This is a genomic window from Oerskovia douganii (assembly GCF_015142735.1).
Lineage (GTDB): Bacteria > Actinomycetota > Actinomycetes > Actinomycetales > Cellulomonadaceae > Oerskovia > Oerskovia douganii.
In genome coordinates this window covers 83,966-108,390 of the sequence record NZ_JACSPN010000010.1, presented here as the reverse complement: position 1 = coordinate 108,390, position 24,425 = coordinate 83,966, and the positions used below count along the sequence as shown (strand labels likewise).

Here is a 24,425-nt window from a genome sequence, read left to right as displayed (position 1 = left end):
CATGGCCACGTCGTGGGTGGACCGGTGGCAGTTCGATCTCGATCGGCTGCGGTGGTTCCCTGCGGCCCAGACGATCCGGGCGGTCCGCCGCGACGACCCGCGCGACGTCGTGCTCACCTCGACCACGGCGCGCCTGGTCTGGGAACCGGGTCGGGTGCTGCCCGTGTACGCCGTCCCCGAGAGCGACGTGCGCGTGCCGCTCGTCGAGGGCGAGTTCACGGACGGCGCCCCCGGGGGCCTGATCCCGCACCCCCTGTTCTTCGACCGGCACACGTGCCCCGGCACCGAGCTGTGGGTCGACGACGCGCTGGTCCCGACCCAGCCGCCCGCCGGACCGCCCGGCACCACGTGGCCCGCCCCGTTCTTCCGGCTCGACGACGAGGACCTCGCGGGGTACGTCGCGGTCGACTTCCAGGCGTTCGACTGGTTCGCCGAGGACCAGCCCCTGGCCGCGCACCCGCGCGACCCGTTCAAGCGGGTCGACGTCGTCCCCAGCTCGCGGCACGTCGTCGTGTCCCTCGACGGCGTGGTCCTCGCGGACAGCACGCGCCCCATGGCGCTGACCGAGACCTACCTGCCGTTGCGCTGGTACGTCCCGCGCGACGACGTGCACTGGGAGGCGCTGACGCCGAGCGACACGACGAGCGCGTGCGCGTACAAGGGCCTGGCCCGGTACTGGTCCACGGCGTCGGGGGGACCCCGAGGGGGTGGACATCGGCTGGAGCTACGAGGACCCGCTGTCCGATGCCGTGCGGGTCCGCGACCACGTCGCGTTCTGGTGCGAGCTCACCGACCTCACGCTCGACGGCGTCGACGTCCCTCGACCCGAGAGCCTGTTCTTCCCGCGCGGGAGGCGTTGAGCCCGGGGCCCTCAGCCCACCCGGACGCTGAGCACGAGCTGCTCGCCCACCTCGAGCCGGACGTCCGAGAGCGTGACGCCGGGCGGCAGGGAGGACGCGAGGTCGACGCGCTTGCCGTCGAGCTGGTCGAGCCTTCCGCGGACGGCCAGCAGGAGTGCGGCCACGACCGGGTTGCGGCTCGTCGCCCCCAGGTCGCTCAGCGTGAGGACCATGGCCTGGTCGATCGACGCGGTCGCCGTGATCTGGGCGCTCGCGGACAGGAACCCCTTGCGGATCTTCGCGGACGCCACGATCGACGCGGCGCGCGGGCCGCGTGACGCGAGGTCCACGTCGAGCGACGTGAGGGTGAAGCCCTGGTCCGCGAGGGCCTTCGTCGCGAGCTCACGGACGGTGCTCACGAGCGCGTCACGGCTCGCCGCGGCGCGCAGGTGGCCGTTCACGGGGGCCTCGGTGCTCTGCCCGGACTCCTCGATCGAGAGCGACCCGTCGGCGCCCTCGACCCAGGTGAAACGCAGGTCGCGGATCTCGACGTCGAGGTCGACCGCGACGCCCGCGACCGTGACGGGGTGCCCCTGGGCGCTGATCGCCCGGGCCACGGCCTGGTCGCGTGCGGTGACGTGCTCGACGGTCTCGGCAGGGTCGGGAGCGTCGGCGGGGGTCATCGCGCGGACGACGAGCCCGGTCACGTCGACGTCGATCCGCGCGACGTCCGGGCTGCCGGGGACGGTCTCGGCATCGATGCGGACGCGGTCCAGGCCCGTGGCGTGGTCGCCCAGGTTCGTGGTCATGACGTCGCGCAGGCGGGCGGTCAGCGCGGGGCCGGTGTCCGGGCGCGGGGCGCGGCCGAACGGGAGGACGTCGTGGGCGGGGCGCAGCTCGTCGGACATGCGCCGAGCCTACGACGGGCATCGTGCCCCGTGGGAGGTGGGACGGGTGGTCACGCACGAGACAGGTGCTCCGGGCACGGGCGCGACCACCCGTCTCGGGCGCGACCACCCGTCTCGTCACGTCGTCCCCTCGGGGACCTCCGCGAACGCCCGCACGGGGAACGTCCCGAACCCCTCGACCTTGGGCGGGACGGCCGTGAACCGCGCCCCGCGCGGCGGCACCCCACCGAGGTTCGTCAGGTGCTCGACGACGTGGATCCCCGCCGCGAGGAGCAGCGAGTGGGCCGGGCGCGCCCCGCCGGACGTCGTCGGGTCGGTGTCGTCGATGTTCAACGAGTCGATCCCGACGAGCGCCACGCCCGCGTCCACGAGGTGCTGCGCACCGGCCTCGGTGAGGTACGGCGCCGGCTCGCCGTAGGCGGGCGTACCGAAGTGACGGTCCCACCCGGTCTGCAGCAGCACGGCGCTCCCGGCCAGTTCGCGGTCGAGGAAGACCTCGGCCCCGATCCCGCGCCGTCCGCCGCGGGACGGGTCGACGGCCTCGGTCAGCCGGAACACCTCGGCGGGCAGGCCGACGAGCGTCTCCAGGTCGAGGCCCGCGAGGTCGGTCCCGCCCTCGTACCGGTGGAAGGGGCTGTCGAGGTACGTCCCCGTGTTGCCGATCATGGTCAGCACGTCCATCGCGAACTGCGTGCCCGGCGCGTACCTCGCGACGGAGTCGGCCCGCGTGAGGAACGGGGTGATCGTGGGGGCGGGCAGGCCCGGGTACGTCACGAGCCCCTCGCGGAGCGTGTGGCTCAGCTCGACGAGCCGCGACGTGCGACCGGCCGGGGCGGCCCCGTCGCCGAGGACCGGCCCGGCGTCGGCCGCTCCCCGGCTCCCCACGTGGGGCTCCTCGACGAACGTCAGCCCCGTGATCTCGACCGACCCGACCAGCGCGAGGCCCAGGTGGCGGACGAGGAGGCGAGCGACGTCGTCGGGCTGGAGGTCGCCCGACGGGACGTCGAGCCGGAAGCCCTCGGTGCGGAGGCTGCCGCCGTTGGCGAACGTCACGTGGGCGTCGAGGTGCGCGCGGTGCTGGGGCGTGGTCATCGTCGGAGTCTCGCACCGACGACGACCCGCCGGGAAGATGCGACGAGGCCGCCGCCCCGGACGGGGACGGCGGCCTCGTGGGCGTGCTGGGGTCAGTACGAGCTGACGTCACCCGTGGAGATGGCCGCGATGGCCACGACGATCACGAAGACGACGTAGAGCGTGCCCACAGCCGTGAAGATGATGCTGAGGATCAGGCCCCACTTGGCGAGCTGGTTGTCGAACCCGGCCTCGCGGGACTTCTTGCGGGCGATCGCGCTGACGATGATGCCGGCGACCGAGACGACGAACGCCAGGATGAAACCGACGATGCCGAGCGTCTTGCCCGGGTCCTCGACGGGGGCGCCGTAGTACTGGGGAGCCGGAGCCTGCGGGGCGCCGTGGGGAGCGGTCATGGGGTTTCTCGTTTCTCTCGCGCGCCCAGGCCCGATCCGGGCCGGGGAGCGTGGGGATCGTGACGGTGGTCGCCACGGAGTGCGGTGCCCATTCTGGAGCAGATCGGGACGACTCGACAGGGAGATTTCGCCGTCAGCGGGTGAAAACCCGGCCCGGGTCTGCGCCCGGGCAGGTCCGCCCCGCTCCGAGGCACGCCCCGTCAGGACGCCGCGCGGCTCGTCTCGCCCCGCAGGCGGTCGATGGTGTCCTGGACGTGGCGCAGCGTCGGTCCGACGTCCGCGCCCTGGGCCACGGTCTTGTCGGCGACGTGGCGGACCTGGGCGGAGGCCGCGTCGAGCGCGACCTGGGCGTCGGTCAGGGCGACGGCTGCACGGCCGTCGCCGTACTCGTCGGCAGCGGCCTGGGCGAGCGCGGCGTTGGCCTCGTCGGTCGCGGCCTGGGCGTTCCCGACGGCGTCCTCGACCTCGGCGCGCAGGCCGGCGGGGAGGGACGCGAGCTGGGTGGCGGCCTTCTCGAGGTCCTCGCCGATCAGGTCGACCTGACACTGGGTGTCCTCGATGAGGCGGGAGACCTCGGCGGCCGTGGCGGTCGCGTTCAGCGGCAGCATCATCGCGAGGGCGAGGAAGCTGGCGGCGGCGAGCCGTGCGGCTGGTCGTGATGTCTTCGGCGACGTCATGCCGAGAAGTCTGCACGGCGAACCTGGGAAAAGACAGGGAGGACATGGACAGTTCGTGGAGATTTCGCCCACACTTCTCGAGCGGGCCGGCCGGCGTCCCGCGCGGCGGCAGGGCACCCCGTGAGCGCAGGTAGCGTTGCTGCCGTGCCCCACCCCGAACCCTGCGCCCCCGAGGCCGCCCGATGATCGTCCGCCGCGCCCTGGCGCGCGCCTACTGGGCCGTGAGCCGGTGGACCCTGCGCACCGAGCAGCCACCGACCGACCGTCCCGGCATCCTCATCGGAGCCCCGCACACGTCCAACTGGGACTTCGTGCTCATGCTCGCGATCTCCGCGAGCGTCGGCGTCAGGGTGCGCTGGCTCGGCAAGCACACCCTGTTCAAGGGCGTCATGGGGCCGTTCGCGCGAGCGCTCGGCGGGATCCCCGTGGACCGGAGCGACCCGAGCCGGGTCGTCGACGACATCGTGTCGCGGGTCCGTGCGGGCGAGGTGTTCTCGCTCGTCATCACGCCCGAGGGCACGCGCAGCAAGGGCGAGTACTGGAAGTCGGGGTTCTACCGGATCGCGCGGGAGACCGGCATGCCCGTGACCCTGGGGTACGTGGACCGCACGACCATGACCGCGGGCCTCGGCCCGACGCTCGAGCTCACGGGCGACGTGCGCGCCGACATGGACCTCGTCCGCGCGTTCTACGCCGACAAGGCCGGGTTCGACCCGGCGCGCCGCACCGAGCCGCGCCTGCGCGAGGAGGACCGCCCGGCACCGGACGTGTCCGACGCGCCGGTCGACCCGACCGCCTGACGGGAGCGGCGGCGTCGGGCCCCGGTCGTCACGGCCACCCGACGACGCAGCGCACCCCGGCGCATCGGCGCGCCACCCGGGTGCTCACCCCGCCGCGGGGTCCGTGGGGGCGTAGACCCGCAGCGCTCCGCGCACCATGGTGAGCGTCGCGTCCGTGACCCGGTCGCCGTCGAGCTCGAGCGTCTCGCCGTCGTGCGCGAGGATCACGGGGTCGTGCGGTGCGCCGTCCCCGAGGCGCAGCACGAGGCCCGGGGCCGTCCACGAGTCGACCGCCAGGTGGCGACCGAGCGGCCGGACCCGCTGCGCGAGCGACGACGCGGCGCCGCCCGCGACGGTCTCCAGGAACAGGCGCACCCGGCTGTACCGCTTCTCGGCGCGGCCCGTGCGGACGTCGAGCACGCCGTCGTCGAGCCGGACCCTCTCGACGGGCGCGAGGTTCTGCGGGACGTACCTGTTGACGCCCGCGAAGAACGACCAGTAGTGGCCGACCGCCCCGTCGACCGACACCCGCAGCGGGGCGGCCGAGCGCAGGACGCGCGAGGTGGCCCACACGGTCGCGGGCCACTTCCCGAGCCGCTTCTCGGCGCGCTCGCGCTGGGACACGAGCTCGGGGTAGATGCCGAGCGAGAACGTGTTGAGGACCGTCATCGGGTCGTGCCCCTCGACGCGGAGCTCGGCGACGTCGACGCTCACCCCGGTCCCGTCCCGGACCGCGGCGACCGTCGCCGACATCGAGGTGAGGTCGGCCGCCTTGGCGAAGTGGTTGAGCGTCCCGCCGGGGAGGACCACGAGGGCCAGACCGTGCTCACGGGCGGCCGCAGCGGCGGTCGCGACCGTCCCGTCGCCCCCGCTGATCCCGAGCGCGAGCGCGGGGCGTGCCCCGTCGCCACCGTCGGACCCGCCACCGCGCGCCGCCTCCTCGAACAGCGCGGGCAGGTCGTCGCCCTCGCGGAGGACGTGCACCCGGGCCTTCGGGAGGTCACGGCGGAGGACCTCGAGAGGGTCCTCCTTGAGGATCCGCCCGGACCCGGCCGACGTGTTGACGACCACGAACAGGCCCTCGCCGTCAGGGAGCGCGGGGACGTCCGCGGGCGGCCCGGCGGGCACGTCCGGTTCCGGACCGGGCGGCGACGGCACGAGCCACCGACCCAGCACCGCGAGCCCGACACCCAGCGCCGCACCACCGATCACGTCCGAGAACCAGTGGGCGCCCACGTGCAGGCGCGAGTACATGACGGCTCCTGCGACCGGCGCGACGACCAGCCCGGCCGCCGGCCACTCCAGGGCGACGCCCGCCGCGAACGCCCCCGCGGTGGCCGAGTGCCCCGACGGGAACGACGGCGTCGTGGGATAGCGGCGCAGCCGACGCACGAGGGGCAGCGGCGCGGCCGAGGGGCGGTCGCCGCCGAACACCACCTTGCCGAGCAGGTTCGCGGCCGCGCTCGCGGCAGCGACGCTGCACAGTCCGCGCACCGCGGCCCGGCGCCCCCGCGCCCCCGTCGCGGCCAGTCCCGCGCCCAGCCCCATCCACAGGACGCTGTGGTTCGCGGCCGTCGTGAGCCGCACCAGGGCTGCGTCGGTGCGCGGGCCGAGCTGCCGCCTGTTCGTCCGGTCGTTCATGCGACGGTCGAGGCGAGCGTTCGCAGGGAAGGCCTCGTGCGGCTTGACGAGGCCCGTGAAGCGGGGCACGTGCGGGCGGTTCACGGACGGTTCGGTGGGAACGGGTGGCATCCCGCCACGGTAGGACGGTCCCGGCGCACCTGCCCACCCGCGCTCCCCGGCCCGGGGCACCGTGCCGTGCCCGGGCGGCGCCGGCGCACCCGGGCGAGCGACGCCGTCGGGCGCGTGCGCGCCACCCGGCACCCTTGTTCTGACACAACTCCGATAAGTTCTCCCTATGGGCACCACCCCCCACCCGATCCGGGTCTTCCTGCTCGACGACCACGAGGTCGTCCGCCGCGGCGTCGCCGCCCTCCTCGAGGCCGAGGACGACATCACGGTCGTCGGCGAGGCGGGCACGGCCGCGTCCGCGCTGACACGCATCCGTGCCGTCCGCCCCGACGTCGCGGTGCTCGACGTGCGCCTGCCCGACGGCTCGGGCGTCGAGGTCTGCCGCGACGTGCGCTCCGAGATGCCGGAGATCGGCTGCCTCATGCTCACGTCCTTCGCGGACGACGAGGCGCTGTTCCAGGCGGTCCTCGCGGGCGCGTCGGGCTACGTCCTCAAGCAGATCCACGGCTCCGACCTCGTGGGTGCCGTGCGGACCATCGCGGGCGGCGGCTCGCTGCTCGACCCGGTCAGCACCGCGCGCATCCTCGACCGTCTGCGCACGCCGCAGGCCAAGGAGGTCGACCGCCTCGAAGGGCTGTCGCCGCAGGAGCGCCAGATCGTCGACCTCATCGGCGAGGGCATGACGAACCGGCAGATCGGCGAGCGCCTGTTCCTCGCGGAGAAGACCGTCAAGAACTACGTGTCGCACATCCTGTCGACGCTCGGTCTCCAGCGCCGCACGCAGGTCGCGGTCCTCGCGACCGAGATGCGCACCGAGGACCGCCCGCGCGGCTGAGCCGCACGTGCCGCGGGGCATCGCCCGACGGCGGGGCGTGCGCGGGCGCGCGGGTCACGCAGCGCTCGTGGGTGTCCGACAGATGTTCGACACGCCCCTGGGGTCGGAACATGTCGCAGAGCACCGTCGGCTTCCGACCGACCGCCGAGGAACGTCGCATCCTGGAGGAGATCGCCCGCAAGGGCATGTCCACGAGCGACGCCCTGCGCCGCGGCCTGCACCTCGTGGCCCACGAGCAGTGGCTCGACCAGGCACGTGCCGATGCTGAGAAGCTGCGTGAGGAGAACCTGAACGACGAGCCGGACGCCTGGTGATCCGCGGCGCCGTCTACCGGGTCGACCTCGGTGCCCCGCAGGGGCACGAACAGGGCGGCCGCCGGTACGGGCTCGTCCTCTCGCCCTCGGAGATGAACTGGTCGGTGGCGACCATCGTGCCCACCTCGACCAGCGCCCGACCGGCGGCGTTCCGGCCCGAGCTGGTGATCGACGGGCAGCAGAACCTGCTCCTGGTCGACCAGATCCGGACCGTGGACACCGCCTACCTCGTAGGAGACCCCGTCGACCACCTCAACCACGACGAGCTCACCACGGCGGAGCAGGCCGTCATCCACTACCTCGGGCTGGTGTGATCGAGTTCCGCAGCCGGTCGGGCGCTCCTGGCTGACCGTCAGGCGTTCGGGATCCGCCACACGAGCGCGGTCCCGCGGCCCGTCGGGACCGCGGGCGACGAGCCGTCGCCTGTCGTCGCGGCCCCGGCCCCACGGGCGCCCACGACCTCCCGCGCCACGGCCTCGGCCGGTCCGACGGCGAGGGTCCCGTGCAGCGCCTCGGCGCGCGTCGCGAGGTTGTGCAGCCCACCGCGGTGGTCGCCCGCGTCGATGCCCGAGCAGCCGATCCCGTCGTCGACCACGGTCAGGGTGATGGCGTCGTCGGTCACGCGCAGGCGCACGTCGGCGCGCGACGCCCGCGCGTGCCGGGCCACGTTGGTCAGGGCCTCGCCCGTGACGACCACGAGCTGGTCGGCCACCTCGGCGGGGACGAGCGACGAGTCGTCGCTCTCGATCACGACGGACGGCGCGAACCCGAGCGCGGACGCCACGGCATCGGCCGCCGCGGTCAGGCGCTCCTGGAGGCTGGCCTCAGGTGGCGTCGTGGCCTGGAGCGCGAAGATCGTCGAGCGGATCTCGCGGATCGTGTCGTCGAGGTCGTTGACGGCCTCCTCGACGCGCGAGCGCACGAGCTCGTTCTCGATGTGCTTGGTCGTGCTCATGAGGGTCATCGCGGACGCGAAGATGCGCTGGATGACGACGTCGTGCAGGTCGCGCGCGATGCGTTCGCGGTCCTCGAGCACGGCGACGCGGCGCCCGTCCTCGTACAGGCGGGCGTTGTCCACGGCCACGCCCGCGGCGGCGGCGAGGGCCCGGACGGCGGCCTCGTCGTCGCGCGTGAACGGCGAACCGTCGCGCTTGTCGGTCAGGTACAGGTTGCCGTAGACGGAGTCGCGGACCTGGATCGGGACCCCGAGGAACGTGTGCATGGGTGGGTGGCCGGCGGGGTAGCCGGACGCGGCCGGGTAGCCCTCGATCTTGTCGACGCGCAGCGGGTGCGGGTTGCGGATGACCTCGCCCAGCAGGCCGTGCCCGTGGGGCCAGTGGTCGATCGCCTCGACCTCGGAGTCCTCCATGCCCACGGGCACGAACCGGCCCAGGCGTTCCCCGTCACGCACACCGAGCGCACCGTACTTGGCTCCGGTGAGGTCCATCGCGGCCTCGACGATGCGGCGGAGCACGGTGTCGAGGTCGAGGTTGCTCGTGATGGCGACGACGGCGTCGAGCACGCGGTGCGCGACGGCAGAGGGAAGAGACTCGGTCACCCACGTGAGTCTGTCAGAAGTTCGGGCCGGGACGGGCCTCGGCAGGACCGGGACGGCGCTCTGGTGTGCGTGGTAGGTCTTCAGGTAATCCATCACTACCCCCTCGATCTCCGTGAGCTCCGACGGTGCGTCCTCGGGCGGGCGGCGGGTGGCCGCCCGACCGAGGAAAGAGGGACGGCCCTCCGGGAGGTGACCGGGAGGGCCGTCGGGCGGGGACAGGGTCTCGCGTTCCCTGCGTTCCCCGCGTCTTCCTGGGTGTATCGCCGTGGCGAGCGGATCGCGTCGCCGAACCGGGGATCAGACCAACCAGGAGTTCTTGCGGACGAGCGGCAGGCTCTTCCACTGTCGGCCGAGGCCGAGGGTGTCACCGGCGCCGATCATGGCCAGCGAGATGATCGCGAGGGCCTCGACGACGTGGCTGTCGATGATCGGGTTGGTGACGAGGGGCAGGGAGGCCAGGTACATGAAGCCGAGGAGGACGGTCCCGGCGATGGCCGCGATCCGCATCCCGATCCCCAGCATCAGGGCGAGCCCGATGCCGAGGAGGCCTGCCATGAAGAGCCAGTCGGCCCAGGCGGCACCGGCCATCCCGTTGAAGAATCCGGCGAACGGTCCCTGGACGCCGCCGAGGAAGCCTGCCGTGGGGCTGCCTCCGTTGATCCAGGCGCGCTCCGAGGGGGTCGAGAAGCCGAGGCCGAAGGTCTTGTCGAGGAAGGCCCACACGAAGTAGAAGCCCATGACGATCCGGAAGATCCCCAGGACGATCTGCGTGGGGAGGGTTCCGCGGACCGCGAGGCTCGCGGTGGTGGTCGCCCCCGTGACCTCGTGAGGGACGGCACGTGCTGCTCGGGCCGAGCGGGCCGAGCTGGCCGGACGTTCGATCGTTGCACTCATGTCGTCTGTCTTCCTCTCCAGGACCGGATCCCCATCCGGTGCGTTGACACCATTCCATCCGAGCGCGGGGGCCCGGACCTGGGTAGAAGGTCGAGGAACGCGGGGGACCTAGGTCCTCTCGTGGTGGGACCAGCGGGACCCGCCGGGCCGCCGGAGCGGCCGCGCGGAGGTCAGGAGAACGCGGGATACCCGCCCGACGGCGTGGGTCCCCACTCGCGCTCGGCCCACGCGACGCCGTCGGACAGGACGGCGGCGATGCTCGGGGTGGCCTCTCGGAGGTGCTCGGCGCCCCAGCGCCAGCGGGACAGGACGAGCTGCCGGTACGAGGGCGAGCGGCCCTCGGGCCCGACGCGCGGGCGGTCCTCGACCGCTCCCTCGAGCAGCCACCCGGTCATGGCGAGGATCCAGCCCGCGCTCGCGACCAGGACGTCGCGGGTCCAGGCCGGCTCGGCGACGGCGTCGGGCAGGTGCTTGCCGAGCCCGGCGCTGAACGCGGCGAGGAGCGCGTCGGTCAGGCCGGGGGGCGGGTCGAACACGCACCAGCACGTCGAGAACGGCATGAGCGTGTAGGCGGCGTCGAGCGCAGGGTGGTGCACGCTCGTGTCCTCGAGGTCGAGGAAGACCCAGCCGCTGGGGGTGCGGACGGCGTTGTCGGGGCACGTGTCCCCGGGGGAGACGACGGCGGTGCTCCCCGGTGCGCGCAGGCGCGCGAGCGCGTCGAGGTCGTCGTGCAGGAACGCGAGGGTCGCGTCGAGCGGGTCGCGCGCGAGGCCCGTGGGCGTGGGCAGGGCCTCGACGAGCCGGTGCACCCCGGCGCGTGCGTACGCGTCGAGGTCCCAGCCGCGCACGACGCCGCGGGCCGCGAGCTCGGCCGAGAAGCGCTCGACGTGCGGCCCGGAGGCGCCCGCGAGCTCGCCGAGCGCGGCCGCCCAGTCGAGCGCGCCCTGCCAGGCGGCGTCGCGGTCGGTGCCGAGCAGCAGGTCGGCGAGCGTGGGGCCGTCGCCGACGTCGCTCATGACGAGCAGGCGGTGCGCCTCGTCCACCGCCAGGAGCACGGGCGTGCGGTCGAGGGTCAGGAGGCCCGCGACCTCGTGCTCGAACGGCAGCCCGGCCGCGGAGGGGCCGTCGAGGAAGCGCTTGACGACGACCGTGCTGCCTCGGGCGTGCGCGGTGGCGCGGGTCGGGTCGAGGCGGTCGGTCGTGAGTCCCGCGACGACGCGGGCGCGGACCACGAGCGACCTCGTGGAACCGCCGAGGGGCTCGGGTTCGGCCAGCGCAGCGCCGAGGGCCATGCCGGCGAGCGCCAGGGTCTCGTCGAGGTCGAGGTCGGGTGCTGAGGCGCTCGCGGCCTCCGACGCCGGTGCGTCCGGTGCGGACGGGCCGGGGACACGCTGGTCGGTGGGGCCGGGGCTCGGCGTCGGGGCGGCGGACGGCATGCCTCAGTCTGCCCGTCGGTCGCCGTGCGGTCCATGGCTCGGCGTCCGCACCTCAGCCCGTCAGGACGTGGCGCCCTCGACGTCCTGCGAGAACTTCTCGACCTGCTGGCGGAGCTCGTCGAGCGAGCTGCTCACGGTCTCGTCGGCCGACCTGACGGCCTCGGACGCCGACTGGAGCTGGGCCGACGCCTCGTCGAGCCGCGCCCGCGCGTCGGTGACGCGCTGCTCGGCCTGCGCCTTGGTGTCCTCGCTCGCGGTCGCGGCCTCGTCGAGGGCGGCCTCGAGGTCCTGCGACGCGGTCTCGGCCGCTGCCACCGCCTCCTCGACCTGCGCGCGCTGGTCCGCGGGGAGCGAGCCCAGGGAGTCGACCAGGGACCGGACGTCTCCGCCGATGGCCTCGGCCTGCGCCTTCGCGTCGTCGAGGAGCTGGTCGAGCTGGTCCGTCGAGATCGTCATCTCCGGGATCGTGATGCTCCCGTCGTCGCTGCACGCACCGAGCACGGACGCGGACAGGACGAGCGCGAGCCCGACGGCGGCGCTCCGGCGGGTGCGTCGGCCGCGGGCAGCGATCTGCGTTGCGTGGGTGTCCATCCGTCCATTGTGCCGACGGAACATGAGAATTCACCCGCCGACCCCCGGGGGACCGGGGTGGCGCGGACCGTGAAACTCCCTCAGGCTGGAATCTGGCCATGTTCGCCGATACCCTCGCACGGTCGAACGTCGCAGAACGGACAATGGGAGTCTCGTGGTGACCTTGCCGACGCACCGTGTGCGTGCCAGCCGCCCGGCGGGTCGAGCTGGAGCGCGTCATGACGCAGCCGGCACGGAGGATTCGCCGGCGCCCGCGCCGGCCCCCGAGACCCTCCCCGAGACCCTCCCCGAGCTGCCGCCCGCCCCACCGCGCCACCGGGTGTCCCGGTCGGCCCGGGCGGTCCCCCTGATCCTCTCGTCGACCCTTGTCCTGGGGTCGGTCATGACGGTCGGCTTCGTCGGTTCGTCCTTGACGCACCGCGAGGCGTGGTCGGTGCAGTACGTCGCGGAGGAGCCCGTCGCGGGCGCAGCGTTCGGGCTGCGTGCCCCGGCCTACGAGCCCCCCAGCGAGGAGGTCCAGCTCGACCGCGTGGTCCGGATGCTCGACCAGTCGGACGAGGTGCTCGGGAGCGACCTGGCGGTCTCGGAGGTCGTCCTGCAGGCGAGGTCCGAGCTCGGGATGCTGCTCGCCACCTACCAGGCCCAGCAGGTCGTGGCGTCCGGCGAGACGCCCGCGGCGCCGGGAGCGCCCCTGACGCCGGGCGCTCCGGGGGGCGACGACCTCTCCGGGCTTCCCGACGACGGCCTCGCCGAGACCCCTCCGGTTCCCGCGCCCCTCGCGCCGCAGGCGCCGTCCGTCCCCGGAGGGTCGGGGGCCGTCGATCCCGGTGCCGCCGGGGGAGCCGTTCCACCGACGACCGGTACGGCGCCCACGTCTCCCGGGACGGACGACCTCGCGGCCGCAGAACCCGCAGCGCACCCGGTCGACGTCACCACGGGAGCGGGGGGCGGGGCAGCCGATGCCCTGGCCACCGACCCCGAGCCGGGCGCCGCGACGGGCCCGGCCGGCGTCCCGCCGTCGGGCGCGGCCGATCAGGCCCCCGCAGCGGGGGCCGCCGACGGGTACGACCCCGAGTCCGGCCTCCCCGGCGCCCCCGCCGACCCGGCTGCGCCTCTCGACCCCGGCGTCGATCCGTCTGCGCCCGTCGACCCCGAGGCCCCCGTCGACGACGAGGCACCGACCGACGACGAGTCCGCGGACCATGCCGGCGTGGTGACGATCGACGACGTCGTCGCCGCAGCGACCCAGCTCGCCGAGCTCATGGGCCCCGCCTACGCGCTCGCTGCCGTGGGCGTGGTCCCGGCCGACGGCGTCGTCCCCGCGGGCGGGACCCTCGCCGACCAGCTCGCGGCAGCGGTCGCGCGGTACGCCGGCAGCACGGCGCAGTACGCCAACGGCCAGCTCCCGGACTCGGTGCTCTGCCCGCTCGCGTTCGCTCCCGCGCACAGCCTGCGGTGCGACGCGGCCGAGCAGCTCGACGCGCTCGCGGTCGAGTACCAGAAGGCGTTCGGCAAGCCGCTGCGCATCACCGACTCGTACCGCAGCTACGGGGCGCAGGTCGCGGTCAAGGCCGCCAAGCCGTTCCTCGCGGCCGTGCCCGGCACGTCGCAGCACGGGTGGGGCCTCGCGATCGACGTCGGGTCGCCGGTGTCGAACGGGACGAGCGCCGAGTACCGGTGGATGCGTCTGCACGCCCCGGAGTACGGCTGGGACAACCCCTCGTGGGCCCGCCCGGACGGTCGCAAGCCCGAGCCGTGGCACTTCGAGTTCTACGCGGCGGGGGCCATGCCGGACCGGTACACGCCGGGAGCCGAGGAGACCCCGACGGCGCCGCCCGTCCCGGACACGCCTGCCGTCCCGTCCACCCCCGTCGCCCCGGCGGTGCCGCCGAGCCCCGTGCCGACCCCGACGCCGACCACGCCGGTGCCGACCGAGCCGCCGCCGACGACCCCGCCGCCGACGACCCCTCCGCCGACGACGCCGCCTCCGACCACGCCGCCTCCGACGACAACCCCGACCACGCCACCGCCGACCACGCCACCGCCGACGACAACCCCGACGACCCCACCCCCGACGACGACCCCCGACCCGACCCCGACCGGGTCGGACGGGTCGGACGGGTCGACAGAGGCACCGACGGACCTGGGGACGTCCACCACCGACCTCACGACAGGATCGACGCCGCAGCCATGACGACCCCGACCGTCGAGCGCCCTGGCGCCGACGACCACGCCTTCCTCCGCACCTGTGTCGACCTGGCACGCGAGGCGCTCGACGCGGGCGACGAGCCGTTCGGCTCGCTCCTCGTCGACCCCGGCGGGGTCGTCCTGCGCGCCGACCGCAACCGGGTGGCCGGCGGGGACGCGACCCAGCACCCGGAGTTCGCCCTCGCCCGGTGGGCCGCCGAGCACCTCGACCCGGAGCAGCGACGGGCGTCCACCGTCTACACGTCGGGCGAGCACTGCCCCATGTGCAGCGCGGCGCACGCCTGGGTCGGGCTGGGCCGGATCGTGTACGCGGCGAGCAGCGAGCAGCTCGCGGGCTGGAGGAAGGAGTGGGGCTTCCTGCCGGGCCCGGTCGCGCCGCTGCCGGTTCACGTGGTGGCCCCCGGCATCCCCGTGTCGGGGCCCGAGCCGACGCTCACCGACGAGGTCCGGGCGCTCCACGCCCGCCTGCTGGGCGTGACCGAGGCCTAGCCCGCCACCAGGCGTGCGCGGAGGCCGCGCGGTGGGGGCCTCGGGGCGGATATCTGCTCGCGACCAGGGTCCGCGACCCGTAGGCTGGCGACCATGTGGATCTGAGCCTGCCCGCGAGCCCCCTTCTTCTCGCGCCCCGACGCCGCCCCGCGGCATGACGGCCTGCCGTCGTGCCTCGACGGCACCCGACGTCGGCCGGCAGCCTCCGTGCCGCCACGGCGCCCTCTTCGTCAGGTGATCCCATGCCCCACGCCTCCCCAGCCCTCCTCACCGCCACCGACCTGACCCGGTCGTACGGCGACCGCACGGTCCTCGCGGGGGTGAGCCTCGCCGTCGACCCCGGTCACCGGACCGGACTGGTGGGCGAGAACGGCGTCGGCAAGTCGACGCTGCTGCGCCTGCTCGCGGGGGTCGAGGACCCCGACTCCGGGGTGGTCACGCGCCCGCCGGACCTCGGCTACCTGCACCAGGAGTTCCCCTACGGCCCGACGACGACCGTCGGCCAGGTCGTCGAGGACGCCCTCGCGGGGGTCCGGGAGATCGAGCGCGAGCTCGAGTCGGCCGCCGCGGCGCTCGCCGGGCCGTCGGCACCGGCGAGCGGCACGGACCCGGCCGGTCCCGACGCCGTCGACGCCCTCACCGCGGCCTACGACCTGGCCCTCGCGCGCGCCGAGCAGTCGGACGTGTGGGGGGCCGATGCCCGCGCCGCACGGGCGCTCGCGGGCCTGGGGCTCGACGTGATCCACCGCGACCGGCTGGTCTCCCGGCTCTCGGGCGGGCAGCGCACGCGCCTGGGCCTCGCGGCGCTCCTGATCCGCCAGCCCGGCGCGCTCCTGCTCGACGAGCCGACCAACCACCTGGACGACGAGGCCGCCGAGTTCCTCGCGTCCGCGCTGCGCGCCCTTCCGGGGGCGGTGCTCCTCGCGAGCCACGACCGGGTGTTCCTCGACGAGGTCTGCACCGAGATCCTCGACCTGGACCCCTCCCAGGAGGCCAGCTCCGCGGGCCGTACGGGCGGCACGCTGTACGCGGGCAGCTACCGCGACTACCTGCGGGCCAAGCGGGTCGAGCGCGCCCGCTGGGAGCAGCAGTTCGCGGCCGAGCAGGACGAGCTCAAGGCGCTGCGCCGGTCGGTCGCGACCACGGCCCGCAACATCTCGCACGACCGCGAGCGCGGCAACCAGTCCAAGCTGCTCTACGACGCCAAGGGCGAGCGCGTGCAGTCGCAGGTCTCGCGGCGCGTGCGCAACGCCCAGCAGCGCCTCGACACGTTGCAGGCCGAGCAGGTGCGCAAGCCGCCGGAGCCGTTGCGGTTCGCGCCGCCGCACCTGGTGCGCGAGCGGGCCACGAGCTCGTCCCCCGGCCGCTCGGGCGGGCGGCGGGGATCCCGGGGCGCGGCGAACGGGACCGACGGCCTCGCGCTGTGGGCGCGCGACGTCGTCGTGCAGGGAGGGGCGACCGCGCCCGACGACGCGTCGCCCGGCCGACCTCGCCTCGACCTGCGGGCCGCCGGGGTGCCGTCGATCGACCTCGCGCCCGGCGCCAAGCTGCTCGTGACCGGGGCCAACGGGTCCGGCAAGTCCACGCTGCTGCACGTGCTCGCGGGGGACCTGCTGCCGTCGTCGGGCACGGTGGGGCGTGCGCGGGGCGTGGAGGTCGCCCTCCTGGAGCAGGACGTCCGCCTGCACGACGACGCACGCACCCCGCGCGACCTGCTCGCCCTCGTGACGGGACAGGACCCCGCGGACCGGCCGTTCGTGAACGCGCACGGGCTCGTCGCGCCGCGCGACCTGGACCGGCCCCTGGGGATGCTGAGCGTGGGCCAGCGGCGGCGGGTGGTGCTCGCGATGCTCGTCACGCAGGCCCCCGACGTGCTGCTGCTCGACGAGCCGACCAACCACGTGTCGCTCGCGCTCGCCGAGGAGCTCATGGCCGCGGTCGAGACGTGGCCGGGAGCGGTGGTCGTCGCGTCGCACGACCGGTGGTTGCGGCGGGGCTGGAAGGGTGACGTGGTGCACCTCGGCTGACGAGCCGGTCGGGCTGCCGGTGCGGCTACACCGGCATCAGGAGCTGCGCGCGGATCTCCCGCACGACCTCCTTCTGGACCTCCACGGGCGGCGACCCGTCCGGGTGGAGGCCCAGCAGCGTCGCGAGCCGGAGCTGCGCCTCCTGGAGGTCCGCGAGGCGTCGGCCCTCGGCCCGTCCGCCCGCACGGCGAGCGGCCTTGCGGGCCGCCCGTCGCGCGTGGAGGGACCGGAGCGCCACCATCTCGCCGGGGGTGACGACGTCGTCGGGCTGGTCGGCGAGGACTGCCTCGAACCAGCGGTGGTCGATGCGCCGGGCGTACCGGACGACGAGGACGAACGCGAGGACCAGGACCACGTACTTGAGGACGACCGCCGCGAAGGCGCCGGTCTCCGACGACGGGAAGAAGACCTCGGGGGCGTTCCACGCGAAGTGCAGGGCCCACGCGAGCAGGTACGCCCCGAGCGCCACGGCGACGCGCCGGACTGCGGAGGCGCGGAACGCCGTGAGCGCGTAGGCGATGCCGAACCCGGCGATCGCGCTGAACATCACGTGCGCACCGAACCCGACCAGGACCCGGCTCAGCCCCACCTGGAGCGCGCCCACGGCGTCCGAGCTCGGGTCCATGATCGCGCCCTGCACGACGTAGCTGACGTTCTCGCTGACCTCGAACCCCAGCCCGACCATCGCTCCGTAGACGAGACCGTTGAGCGGCCTGGTCACGTGCGCGCGTCCCGCGTACAGGACCAGGACGACGCCGAGCACCTTGACGAGCTCCTCGTCCGTCGGGCCGACGAGGGCCGCCGACCAGGAGGCCAGGCCCACGCGCTCGAGGGCGGCGATCAGGTGGTCGTTCGCGACCGCGACGATCGTCGGGGCGACCACGAATCCCCACGCGTACGCCGCGAGCAGCAGGGGCCCGGGCTCGTCCTCGAACAGGTCGAGCCGTCGGACGATCGCCGTGAGCAGCAGCGTGACGAGGGCCGCGAGCAGGAGCCCGATCCCCAGCCCTTCGGGGGTCAGGTACAGGTCCCCACGGGCGGTCCGGAGCATCGAGAAGCCGGTCACGACCAGGCACACCCCGTAGAGCCACGTCGCCCACTGGTAGCGGGGGAACAGGCCGCGGCTGCGTCGTGCGGCTCCTGCGGCGGGCAGGACCACGGGGACGTTGCGGACCGGGTCGGTCATGAGATCGTCACCGCCTCGACCAGGGCCGCCACGGCCTCGGCCTGGGCCTGCAGGTCCGACGACGTCCCGGACGCGAGGATCGACACGCCACCCTGGGCATGCTGCGGGGTGGCCTTCACCGTGAGCGACGCGGCGGCCGGACCGTCCGACCGGAACACGCCGGAGACCTCCGCGGGGTCGCCCTCGGAGACGATCCGCGCGTCGTACAAGGTCGTGCCCGTGGTCAGCTCGGCGAGCCGGGCCCGCCGCGTGAAGAAGACGTTCGGGTTCTCGACGCCCGAGACGACCTCGATCTGGACCTCCACGCCCCGGCGCTCGACCGTGAGGCTGTCGCCCTCGAACGTCGACTCGCTCGCGTCCCCGGACGTGATGTCGGCAGCGGTGGACCAGCCGGCGGGGAACCGGACGGTCGCGGTCGAGGCGCCGTCGGAGACCGTCACGACCCTGCCCGCCGCGATCTCCGTCGTGGTCGCGGGGGTGCCCTCGTCGACGGCCGTCGGGACGAGCCACAGGGCGACCAGGGCGAGGAGCACGACGGCGGTCGCGACCGAGCCCACCCGGTCCATGCCCGATCGCCCACGGCGCTCGGGCCGCAGCAGCGGGGGCGGTTCGGGCTGCATCGCTCTCCTTCGCACGGGTCTGCTCGACGTCCCTCGATGCAAGCACCGGGCCGGGCCGTGCGCGACCGGGGCCGGGCGGGGACGTCGGGAGGAGGTGACGTGGACGACACGTGGCGGTCGCGCGTCTCGCGAGGTGAGAGTCGACGAGGAGACCTAGGGTCGGGGCATGAGCGAAGAGCGGGCACGCGCCGCGCTGGAAGCCTCCGGGCTCGAGTTCACGATCACCCGGCACGGACCGGTGGGGTCGCTCGAAGAGGCCGCCCGGGCGCGTGGCATCGAACCGGCGAACGTCGTCAAGACCCTCGTGGTGCGCCGCGGCGACGACGACTACCTGTTCGTCCTGGTGCCGGGCGACCGGACCATCTCCTGGCCCAAGCTGAGGGCTCTGCTGGGGGTATCGCGCCTGTCCATGCCGGACAAGGACGTGGCTCGCGACGTCACGGGCTACGAGCGCGGCACCATCACGCCGTTCGGTGCGACGACGGCCTGGCCCGTCGTCGCCGACGCGTTGGTGGTCCACCGCGAGCAGGAGGGCGGGCAGAGCGTGTCCCCGCTCGTGTCGATCGGAGCGGGTGCGCACGGGGTCGCGGCGACCGTGGACGGTGCGAGTCTCGCCACAGCACTGGCCGCGCAGGTCGCGGACGTGACCGAGCCGGTCTAACCTCACAGGGTTTGACCCCCACGGATCCCGGTCCCGGGAACACCTTTCATTGCCCGATCGTTGACCAGGAGGACGGTCCGCGAGGCCACCCTCACCGACTGACGGAGCACGAGAAGAGCATGACCATCCCCAGTACGTACGACGCCGGCATCAGCTTCGAGGCGACCCCCGAGGGGTCCCTCATCACCCTGTGGGGAGAGATCGACGCCGCGCTGCGGGACCGCGCGAGCGACGCCATGGCGCAGGTCCTGACGCACCCCGGGCCGGTGACGATCGACGTCGGGCGGGTGACGTTCATCGACTCGTCCGGTATCGCCTTCATCCTCCAGGTCTACATGCTGGGGACGGAGGACGGGCGCGCCGTCGTGCTCCAGGACCCGACGAGCTCGCTCGAGGACCTGCTCGAGATGATCGGCATGAGCGGGACCATCCCCGTCGTGCGGACGGCCGCAGCGGGGTCGTAGCGCTCAGGCGTCGTCGCGGCGGTCCGCGATCGCACGACGTGTGGGTGCCTCCCGTTACCGTTCGGGCATGCGCATCCTGCACACCTCGGACTGGCACCTCGGTCGCTCGCTGCACGGCGTCGACCTGCTGGACCACCAGGCTGCGTACCTCGACCACCTCGTGGACGTCGTCCGCTCGGAGGGGGTCGGGGCGGTCGTCGTCGCGGGCGACGTGTACGACCGCGCGATCCCGCCCGTGGACGCGGTCACCCTGCTCTCGGAGACCGTCGCGCGGCTCGCCGAGCACGCGGACGTGGTGCTGACGCCGGGCAACCACGACTCGGCGATCCGGCTGGGCTTCGGTGCCTCGCTCATGCGGGCGGGCGTCCACTTCCGCACCCGTGTGCCCGACGTCGGCACGCCCGTCGTCCTGGACCCCGCGTCGCGCGGTGGTCCGGGTGGGCGCGTGGCGGTCTACGCCTTGCCCTACCTCGACCCGGACGCCGCCCGGTGGGAGCTCGCGGACGGGTGCGGGTGCGGTGACGCGTCCGCCGGGCACGCGGGCCCCGGCGCGGAGACGGTGGACGGGGCCCCTCCGGGGCACGGCCCGTTGCCGCGATCGCACGAGGCCGTGACGGCCGCCGCCATGCGGCGGGTCTCGGCGGACGTCGAGCGACGTCGTGAGGTGGGCGGGGAGCGGCTGCGCAACGTGGTCGTGGCGCACTCGTTCGTCGTGGGCGGGCTGGCCTCGGAGTCCGAGCGGGACATCCGGGTGGGCGGTGTCGACTCGGTCCCTGCCGGGGTGTTCGCGGGAGCGGGCGTGGACTACGTCGCCCTCGGTCACCTGCACGGCCCGCAGACCGTCACGGTTCCGAGCCGTGTTCCACGTGAAACCACTGGTCAGGGTGACGGCGCAGTGACCGTCGCCCGCTACTCCGGCTCGCCCCTCGCGTACTCGTTCTCGGAGATGCACCAGAAGAAGTCGACCGTGCTGGTCGACCTCGACGCGACCGGGGACGCCCGGACGCAGCTCCTCGCGGCGCCGGTCCCGCGTCGTCTCGCGGAGGTGAGCGGGACGCTCGACGAGCTGCTCGGTGCCGCGGGCGAGGCGCACACCGACGACTGGCTGCGCGTGCTCGTCACCGACCCCGCCCGGCCCACCGAGATGTACGCGCGCGTCCGCGCCCGGTTCCCGCACGCGCTCCAGGTCCAGCACCGCCCCCCGGTGACGGCCGAGCGCGAGGTGATCTCCGTCGTCGGGCAGGGGCGGGACCCGCTCGAGGTGACCCACGAGTTCGTCCAGCACGTCACGGGGGCGGGCCCCGACCAGGCCGAGGGAGCCGCGCTGCGTACCGCGCTCGAACGGGCCCTCGCGAGCGAGCGGAGCGCCTGATGCACCTGCACACCCTGACCCTCCAGGCGATCGGGCCGTTCGCCGGTCGGCACGTGATCGACTTCGCCGAGCTCGCGACCTCGGGCATCTTCCTGCTCGAAGGCCCCACGGGGGCCGGGAAGTCGACCATCATCGACGCCGTCGTGTTCGCGCTGTACGGCAAGGTCGCGTCCGAGGCCGCGAGCGAGGACCGGCTGCGCTCGGCGTACGCCGGCCCCGACGTCGAGTCGTTCGTGGACCTCGTCTTCGAGACCGGCTCCGGGGTCTACCGCGTGCGCCGGACCCCCGAGTTCCAGCGTGCCAAGAAGCGCGGCACGGGCACCACGACGCAGCAGGCCGGGGTCAGGCTCTGGCGGCTCGCGGGCGCTGACCTGGGGGCGCTCGCGGCAGCAGGGGGCAGCGCGGAGGACGTGCCCGGCGAGCTCCTCTCGACGCGCCTCGACGAGGCCGGGCTGGAGATCCAGCGGGCCGTCGGCCTCGACCGTCGGCAGTTCGTCCAGACCATCGTGCTGCCGCAGGGAGAGTTCGCGAGCTTCCTGCGCGCGGACCCCGAGCACCGTCGCAGCCTGCTCCAGAAGGTGTTCGGCACCGAGGTCTACGACCGCGTGCAGAGCGAGCTCGCCGCGCTCAACCGCGAGGCCCAGGGGTCCGTGTCCGCCGCGAGGGCGGCCGCGACCGGGGCCGTCGAGAACTTCGTCGGTGCTGCTGGGCTCACGAGCGAGGCCGCGGCCACGCTGCGCGACGCGGCGCGCGAGGACGCCCGCCTCGCCGGGCCGCTCGACACGTCGGACGGGCCGGAGGTCGCGGTTCCCGACGCCTCCCACGGGCTGCCGACGGACGACCTCGGCGACCTCTTCGCGGCGGCTGGGCCCGGCGCGGCCGTGGCGGTCGGCGAGGACCAGGCCGCGGGTGCGCCGTCCGTCCGCACGCTCGTCCACCGTCACGTCACCGCCATGCGACGGACCGCCGACGAGCTCGGTGCCCGCGAGATCTCGGCCAACGCCGCACTCGTCGCGGCCCGCGACGCCTTCGAGGCCGCACGCACGCTCGGCGCCGCGATCGCGCGCCGCGACGCCCTGCTCGCCGAGCAGGCCGCGCTGAACGCCGCAGCGGACCAGGTGGCGACCGACCGGCAGGTCCTCGCGGCCGCGCAGCGCGCGGCGGTCGTGGCGCCCGTGCTCGACGGCGCCCGGCGCGCCGCCCAGGAGCGCACCGCGGCGCACGAACGCCTCCTGCTCGCGCGCACCGACGTACCGGAGGCGCTCGCGACGGCCGAGGTCTCGGCGCTCGAGGTCCTGCGGTCGAGCCTCGCGGCCGCGAGCACGCGTCTGGCCCGGCTGCTGCCCGTCGGGGAGTCGCTGCCGGTCCGGGAGCGAGAGCTCGTCGACGGTCGCAAGGACGTCGAGCGTGACCGCGAGGAGCGCGGTCGGGTGCTCGCCGACCTCGAGACGCGCCCCGTGCAGCGGGCCGAGCGGGAGTCCCGGCGCGATGCGCTCGCCGACGTCGCAGGACGCCTCGGCGAACGGCAGGAGAAGGTCCTCGCGGCGGAGTCCGTCCTGCGGGCCGCTCGCCAGGCCGCCGAGACGGCCACGGCCCTCGGCGCCGCGCAGGCCAGCCAGGAGGTCGCTGTCGCGGCAGCGCGCGACGCGTCCGACACCGAGCACGCGCTGCGCACGGCCTGGCTCGGGGGGATCGCGGGCGAGCTCGCCGCGGACCTCGCGCCGGGGGACCCGTGCCCGGTCTGCGGGGCTCACGAGCACCCGGCTCCCGCCCGCACGAGCGACGCGCACGTCGGCAGGGACGCAGTCCAGGCCGCCGAGGCCACGCGCCGGACGGCCGAACGACTCGTCGCCGAGGTGTCGGCCGAGGTCGCGACGCTCAGCGAACGACGGGACGGGTTCCTGCGCACGGCCGGTGGCGTCGGCATCGAGCAGGCCCAGGAGCGGCTCGCGGAAGCAGCGGAGCTCGTGGCGGAGTCGTCCACCGCGGTCGCCGAACGCTCCGAGGCCGCCGCCGACCTCGCGGCCTTCGACACCGAGACCACGGCCCTGACCGCGCTCGCCTCGACCCTCGCCGAGCGGATCGCGGGAGAGAGCGCCCGGCTCGACGCCCTCGCGGAGGGGATCGAGCAGGACCGCCAGGACATCGCCGCCGAGCTCGACGCGACCGGCCCGCTCCTCGCCGACGCCGACCTCCCCGACGCGCTGGCCGACGACGGAGCACCTGCGAACCCCGTCGCGGTCATCGACGCCGCGCTCCGCGACCGCGTGCTCGCCGTGGGCGCTCTGCTCGACGCCGAGGCCGCGGTGGCCCGTGCGTCGGACGCCGTGGCGGCGCGCGCCGCGGAGGTCGCGACGGTCGTCGCCGAGGCCGGGTTCGGCGACCAGGAGGAGGCCCTCGACGCCCTGCTGCCCGCCGACGAGCGCGAGGCCCTCGAACGCATGCTCCGCACGGTCGACGCCGACGCCGAGCGCATCCGGCACGGGCTGGCCGAGGACGCCGTCGCCGCCCTGCCGGCGGACGTGGAGGTCGACCTCGCCGGGGCGCGCGACGCCGTCGGGCAGGCCGAGGCCGCCGAGCGCATGGTGGCCCTCCAGGCCAACGGGGCCGCACGCCGCGCCGCCGCTGCCGCGACCGCCGCCGCAGAGATCGAGACCACCCTGACGGCCTGGGTCCGGGCCCGCGAGGAGGCCGCGCCCGTCGCCCGCATGGCCGCGCTCGCCGCCGGGTCCGGCACCGACAACGCCAAGGCCCTGTCCCTCGCGACGTTCGTGCTGGTCAGGCGCTTCGAGGACGTCGTCGCGGCGGCCAACGAGCGGCTGCGGGAGATGTCCGACGGGCGCTACGAGCTCGAACGCTCCGACGAGAAGGAGGACGTCCGCACGCGCCGGACCGGCCTCGCGATGAAGGTCCTCGACCACCGCACCGAGCAGGCGCGCGACCCGCGCACGCTCTCGGGCGGCGAGACGTTCTACGTGTCGCTGTGCCTCGCGCTCGGCATGGCCGACGTCGTGACGGCCGAGGCCGGCGGCGTGGACCTCGGGACGCTGTTCGTCGACGAGGGGTTCGGGACGCTCGACCCCGAGACCCTCGAAGCGGTGCTCGGCGAGCTCGGCAGGCTCCGCGCGGGCGGCCGCGTCGTCGGCGTCGTGTCCCACGTCGACGCGCTCAAGCAGTCCATCGCGGAACGCATCGAGGTGCGCCGGCTCGCGAACGGGGCGAGCACGCTCACGGTGCGAGCCTGACGGCGCGGGAGCGGGTCGGTGGCAGCGTTGTCACAGGACGCTCTCCCGCCGCTCCCTCCAGGGGCAGGCACGCGCAGGGGCGC

General features: G+C 74.5%; 23 protein-coding genes and 1 pseudogene. 13 read left to right on the top strand and 11 right to left on the bottom strand.

Annotation, left to right across the window (positions count from 1 at the left end):
* Window position 1: 1 nt before the first annotated feature.
* Together H9623_RS20180 and H9623_RS19465 are read left to right on the top strand one after the other, a co-directional pair.
* A pseudogene (locus H9623_RS20180) lies at window positions 2-682 on the top strand (DUF427 domain-containing protein); the annotation flags it as partial.
* A gap of 25 nt (window positions 683-707) precedes the next feature.
* The gene (locus H9623_RS19465; RefSeq protein ID WP_227748456.1) at window positions 708-860 is read left to right on the top strand and encodes a DUF427 domain-containing protein; all 153 of its coding nucleotides are present in this window, start codon (window positions 708-710) and stop codon (window positions 858-860) included.
* 11 nt (window positions 861-871) lie between these two features.
* Here the strand turns inward: H9623_RS19465 and H9623_RS19460 are convergent, their stop codons facing one another.
* The 4 genes from H9623_RS19460 to H9623_RS09640 form a co-directional block, all read right to left on the bottom strand.
* A complete protein-coding gene (locus H9623_RS19460) occupies window positions 872-1,747 on the bottom strand; it encodes a hypothetical protein (RefSeq protein ID WP_227748439.1) in 876 nt (291 codons plus the stop codon).
* 117 nt (window positions 1,748-1,864) lie between these two features.
* Window positions 1,865-2,839 carry a cyclase family protein gene (locus tag H9623_RS09650; protein ID WP_193719844.1) on the bottom strand — a complete coding sequence of 325 codons (975 nt, stop codon included), beginning with the start codon at window positions 2,837-2,839 and terminating at the stop codon, window positions 1,865-1,867.
* 92 nt (window positions 2,840-2,931) lie between these two features.
* Window positions 2,932-3,234, bottom strand: a complete 303-nt coding sequence (locus tag H9623_RS09645) for a DUF4190 domain-containing protein (protein WP_193719843.1) — start codon at window positions 3,232-3,234, stop codon at window positions 2,932-2,934.
* Window positions 3,235-3,434: 200 nt separating this feature from the next.
* Window positions 3,435-3,911, bottom strand: a complete 477-nt coding sequence (locus tag H9623_RS09640) for a hypothetical protein (RefSeq protein ID WP_193719842.1) — start codon at window positions 3,909-3,911, stop codon at window positions 3,435-3,437.
* Window positions 3,912-4,093: 182 nt separating this feature from the next.
* Between H9623_RS09640 and H9623_RS09635 the strand changes: the two genes are divergently transcribed.
* A complete protein-coding gene (locus tag H9623_RS09635; RefSeq protein ID WP_193719841.1) occupies window positions 4,094-4,711 on the top strand; it encodes a 1-acyl-sn-glycerol-3-phosphate acyltransferase in 618 nt (205 codons plus the stop codon).
* Between the two features lie 84 nt (window positions 4,712-4,795).
* On the opposite strand, the gene H9623_RS09630 is transcribed toward H9623_RS09635, so the two are convergent.
* Window positions 4,796-6,442, bottom strand: a complete 1,647-nt coding sequence (locus H9623_RS09630) for a bifunctional phosphatase PAP2/diacylglycerol kinase family protein (RefSeq protein ID WP_193719840.1) — start codon at window positions 6,440-6,442, stop codon at window positions 4,796-4,798.
* 166 nt (window positions 6,443-6,608) lie between these two features.
* Here H9623_RS09630 and H9623_RS09625 point away from each other — a divergent pair, with 166 nt between their 5' ends.
* The 3 genes from H9623_RS09625 to H9623_RS09615 all read left to right on the top strand — a co-directional run bounded on the left by H9623_RS09625 (window position 6,609) and on the right by H9623_RS09615 (window position 7,905).
* Window positions 6,609-7,277, top strand: a complete 669-nt coding sequence (locus tag H9623_RS09625; protein WP_193719839.1) for a response regulator — start codon at window positions 6,609-6,611, stop codon at window positions 7,275-7,277.
* Window positions 7,278-7,387: 110 nt separating this feature from the next.
* Window positions 7,388-7,591, top strand: a complete 204-nt coding sequence (locus tag H9623_RS09620; protein WP_193719838.1) for a hypothetical protein — start codon at window positions 7,388-7,390, stop codon at window positions 7,589-7,591.
* Complete coding sequence (locus tag H9623_RS09615; protein ID WP_193719837.1) at window positions 7,588-7,905, top strand: type II toxin-antitoxin system PemK/MazF family toxin; 318 nt, start codon at window positions 7,588-7,590, stop codon at window positions 7,903-7,905. The genes H9623_RS09620 and H9623_RS09615 overlap by 4 nt, the downstream gene beginning before the upstream one ends.
* 38 nt (window positions 7,906-7,943) lie before the next feature.
* On the opposite strand, the gene H9623_RS09610 is transcribed toward H9623_RS09615, so the two are convergent.
* From H9623_RS09610 to H9623_RS09595, 4 genes are all read right to left on the bottom strand, one after another.
* Window positions 7,944-9,149 carry a GAF domain-containing sensor histidine kinase gene (locus H9623_RS09610; RefSeq protein WP_321575370.1) on the bottom strand — a complete coding sequence of 402 codons (1,206 nt, stop codon included), beginning with the start codon at window positions 9,147-9,149 and terminating at the stop codon, window positions 7,944-7,946.
* A gap of 297 nt (window positions 9,150-9,446) precedes the next feature.
* Window positions 9,447-10,043, bottom strand: a complete 597-nt coding sequence (locus H9623_RS09605) for a hypothetical protein (RefSeq protein ID WP_193719835.1) — start codon at window positions 10,041-10,043, stop codon at window positions 9,447-9,449.
* 170 nt (window positions 10,044-10,213) lie between these two features.
* Window positions 10,214-11,479, bottom strand: a complete 1,266-nt coding sequence (locus H9623_RS09600) for a phosphotransferase (protein ID WP_193719834.1) — start codon at window positions 11,477-11,479, stop codon at window positions 10,214-10,216.
* 60 nt (window positions 11,480-11,539) lie between these two features.
* Window positions 11,540-12,070 (bottom strand): hypothetical protein, encoded by a 531-nt coding sequence (locus tag H9623_RS09595; protein ID WP_193719833.1) that lies wholly within the window; start codon window positions 12,068-12,070, stop codon window positions 11,540-11,542.
* A gap of 382 nt (window positions 12,071-12,452) precedes the next feature.
* On the opposite strand from H9623_RS09595, the gene H9623_RS09590 reads away from it, so the two are divergent.
* The 3 genes from H9623_RS09590 to H9623_RS09580 all read left to right on the top strand — a co-directional run bounded on the left by H9623_RS09590 (window position 12,453) and on the right by H9623_RS09580 (window position 16,794).
* Window positions 12,453-14,264, top strand: a complete 1,812-nt coding sequence (locus H9623_RS09590; RefSeq protein ID WP_193719832.1) for a D-alanyl-D-alanine carboxypeptidase family protein — start codon at window positions 12,453-12,455, stop codon at window positions 14,262-14,264.
* Window positions 14,261-14,767, top strand: coding sequence for a nucleoside deaminase (locus tag H9623_RS09585; RefSeq protein WP_193719831.1), 507 nt, complete (start codon window positions 14,261-14,263; stop codon window positions 14,765-14,767). The genes H9623_RS09590 and H9623_RS09585 overlap by 4 nt, the downstream gene beginning before the upstream one ends.
* A gap of 242 nt (window positions 14,768-15,009) precedes the next feature.
* Window positions 15,010-16,794, top strand: coding sequence for an ABC-F family ATP-binding cassette domain-containing protein (locus H9623_RS09580; RefSeq protein ID WP_193719830.1), 1,785 nt, complete (start codon window positions 15,010-15,012; stop codon window positions 16,792-16,794).
* A gap of 25 nt (window positions 16,795-16,819) precedes the next feature.
* Here the strand turns inward: H9623_RS09580 and H9623_RS09575 are convergent, their stop codons facing one another.
* Window positions 16,820-17,980, bottom strand: a complete 1,161-nt coding sequence (locus tag H9623_RS09575; protein ID WP_193719829.1) for a PrsW family intramembrane metalloprotease — start codon at window positions 17,978-17,980, stop codon at window positions 16,820-16,822.
* Window positions 17,977-18,600: a hypothetical protein gene (locus H9623_RS09570; protein WP_193719828.1), complete on the bottom strand. Its 624-nt coding sequence runs from the start codon at window positions 18,598-18,600 to the stop codon at window positions 17,977-17,979. Before H9623_RS09570 ends, H9623_RS09575 begins: the two co-directional genes overlap by 4 nt.
* Window positions 18,601-18,766: 166 nt before the next feature.
* On the opposite strand from H9623_RS09570, the gene H9623_RS09565 reads away from it, so the two are divergent.
* The 4 genes from H9623_RS09565 (at window position 18,767) to H9623_RS09550 (ending at window position 24,342) form a co-directional block, all read left to right on the top strand.
* Window positions 18,767-19,261 (top strand): aminoacyl-tRNA deacylase, encoded by a 495-nt coding sequence (locus H9623_RS09565; RefSeq protein ID WP_193719827.1) that lies wholly within the window; start codon window positions 18,767-18,769, stop codon window positions 19,259-19,261.
* Between the two features lie 119 nt (window positions 19,262-19,380).
* Window positions 19,381-19,725, top strand: coding sequence for an STAS domain-containing protein (locus H9623_RS09560; protein ID WP_193719826.1), 345 nt, complete (start codon window positions 19,381-19,383; stop codon window positions 19,723-19,725).
* Between the two features lie 67 nt (window positions 19,726-19,792).
* On the top strand, window positions 19,793-21,097 hold the full coding sequence (locus H9623_RS09555) for an exonuclease SbcCD subunit D (RefSeq protein WP_193719825.1): 1,305 nt from the start codon (window positions 19,793-19,795) through the stop codon (window positions 21,095-21,097).
* Complete coding sequence (locus H9623_RS09550) at window positions 21,097-24,342, top strand: AAA family ATPase (protein WP_193719824.1); 3,246 nt, start codon at window positions 21,097-21,099, stop codon at window positions 24,340-24,342. The genes H9623_RS09555 and H9623_RS09550 overlap by 1 nt, the downstream gene beginning before the upstream one ends.
* Window positions 24,343-24,425 lie beyond the last annotated feature (83 nt).

Excerpts from the sequence above, each read along its gene's own strand:
- H9623_RS19460 (WP_227748439.1), bottom strand. The coding sequence starts at position 1,747 with ATGTCCGACGAGCTGCGCCCCGCCCACGACGTCCTCCCGTTCGGCCGC.
- H9623_RS09650 (WP_193719844.1), bottom strand. The coding sequence starts at position 2,839 with ATGACCACGCCCCAGCACCGCGCGCACCTCGACGCCCACGTGACGTTC.
- H9623_RS09645 (WP_193719843.1), bottom strand. The coding sequence starts at position 3,234 with ATGACCGCTCCCCACGGCGCCCCGCAGGCTCCGGCTCCCCAGTACTAC.
- H9623_RS09640 (WP_193719842.1), bottom strand. The coding sequence starts at position 3,911 with ATGACGTCGCCGAAGACATCACGACCAGCCGCACGGCTCGCCGCCGCC.
- H9623_RS09635 (WP_193719841.1), top strand. The coding sequence starts at position 4,094 with ATGATCGTCCGCCGCGCCCTGGCGCGCGCCTACTGGGCCGTGAGCCGG.
- H9623_RS09630 (WP_193719840.1), bottom strand. The coding sequence starts at position 6,442 with ATGCCACCCGTTCCCACCGAACCGTCCGTGAACCGCCCGCACGTGCCC.
- H9623_RS09625 (WP_193719839.1), top strand. The coding sequence starts at position 6,609 with ATGGGCACCACCCCCCACCCGATCCGGGTCTTCCTGCTCGACGACCAC.
- H9623_RS09620 (WP_193719838.1), top strand. The coding sequence starts at position 7,388 with ATGTCGCAGAGCACCGTCGGCTTCCGACCGACCGCCGAGGAACGTCGC.
- H9623_RS09605 (WP_193719835.1), bottom strand. The coding sequence starts at position 10,043 with ATGAGTGCAACGATCGAACGTCCGGCCAGCTCGGCCCGCTCGGCCCGA.
- H9623_RS09600 (WP_193719834.1), bottom strand. The coding sequence starts at position 11,479 with ATGCCGTCCGCCGCCCCGACGCCGAGCCCCGGCCCCACCGACCAGCGT.
- H9623_RS09595 (WP_193719833.1), bottom strand. The coding sequence starts at position 12,070 with ATGGACACCCACGCAACGCAGATCGCTGCCCGCGGCCGACGCACCCGC.
- H9623_RS09590 (WP_193719832.1), top strand. The coding sequence starts at position 12,453 with ATGACGGTCGGCTTCGTCGGTTCGTCCTTGACGCACCGCGAGGCGTGG.
- H9623_RS09585 (WP_193719831.1), top strand. The coding sequence starts at position 14,261 with ATGACGACCCCGACCGTCGAGCGCCCTGGCGCCGACGACCACGCCTTC.
- H9623_RS09580 (WP_193719830.1), top strand. The coding sequence starts at position 15,010 with ATGCCCCACGCCTCCCCAGCCCTCCTCACCGCCACCGACCTGACCCGG.
- H9623_RS09575 (WP_193719829.1), bottom strand. The coding sequence starts at position 17,980 with ATGACCGACCCGGTCCGCAACGTCCCCGTGGTCCTGCCCGCCGCAGGA.
- H9623_RS09570 (WP_193719828.1), bottom strand. The coding sequence starts at position 18,600 with ATGCAGCCCGAACCGCCCCCGCTGCTGCGGCCCGAGCGCCGTGGGCGA.
- H9623_RS09565 (WP_193719827.1), top strand. The coding sequence starts at position 18,767 with ATGAGCGAAGAGCGGGCACGCGCCGCGCTGGAAGCCTCCGGGCTCGAG.
- H9623_RS09560 (WP_193719826.1), top strand. The coding sequence starts at position 19,381 with ATGACCATCCCCAGTACGTACGACGCCGGCATCAGCTTCGAGGCGACC.
- H9623_RS09555 (WP_193719825.1), top strand. The coding sequence starts at position 19,793 with ATGCGCATCCTGCACACCTCGGACTGGCACCTCGGTCGCTCGCTGCAC.
- H9623_RS09550 (WP_193719824.1), top strand. The coding sequence starts at position 21,097 with ATGCACCTGCACACCCTGACCCTCCAGGCGATCGGGCCGTTCGCCGGT.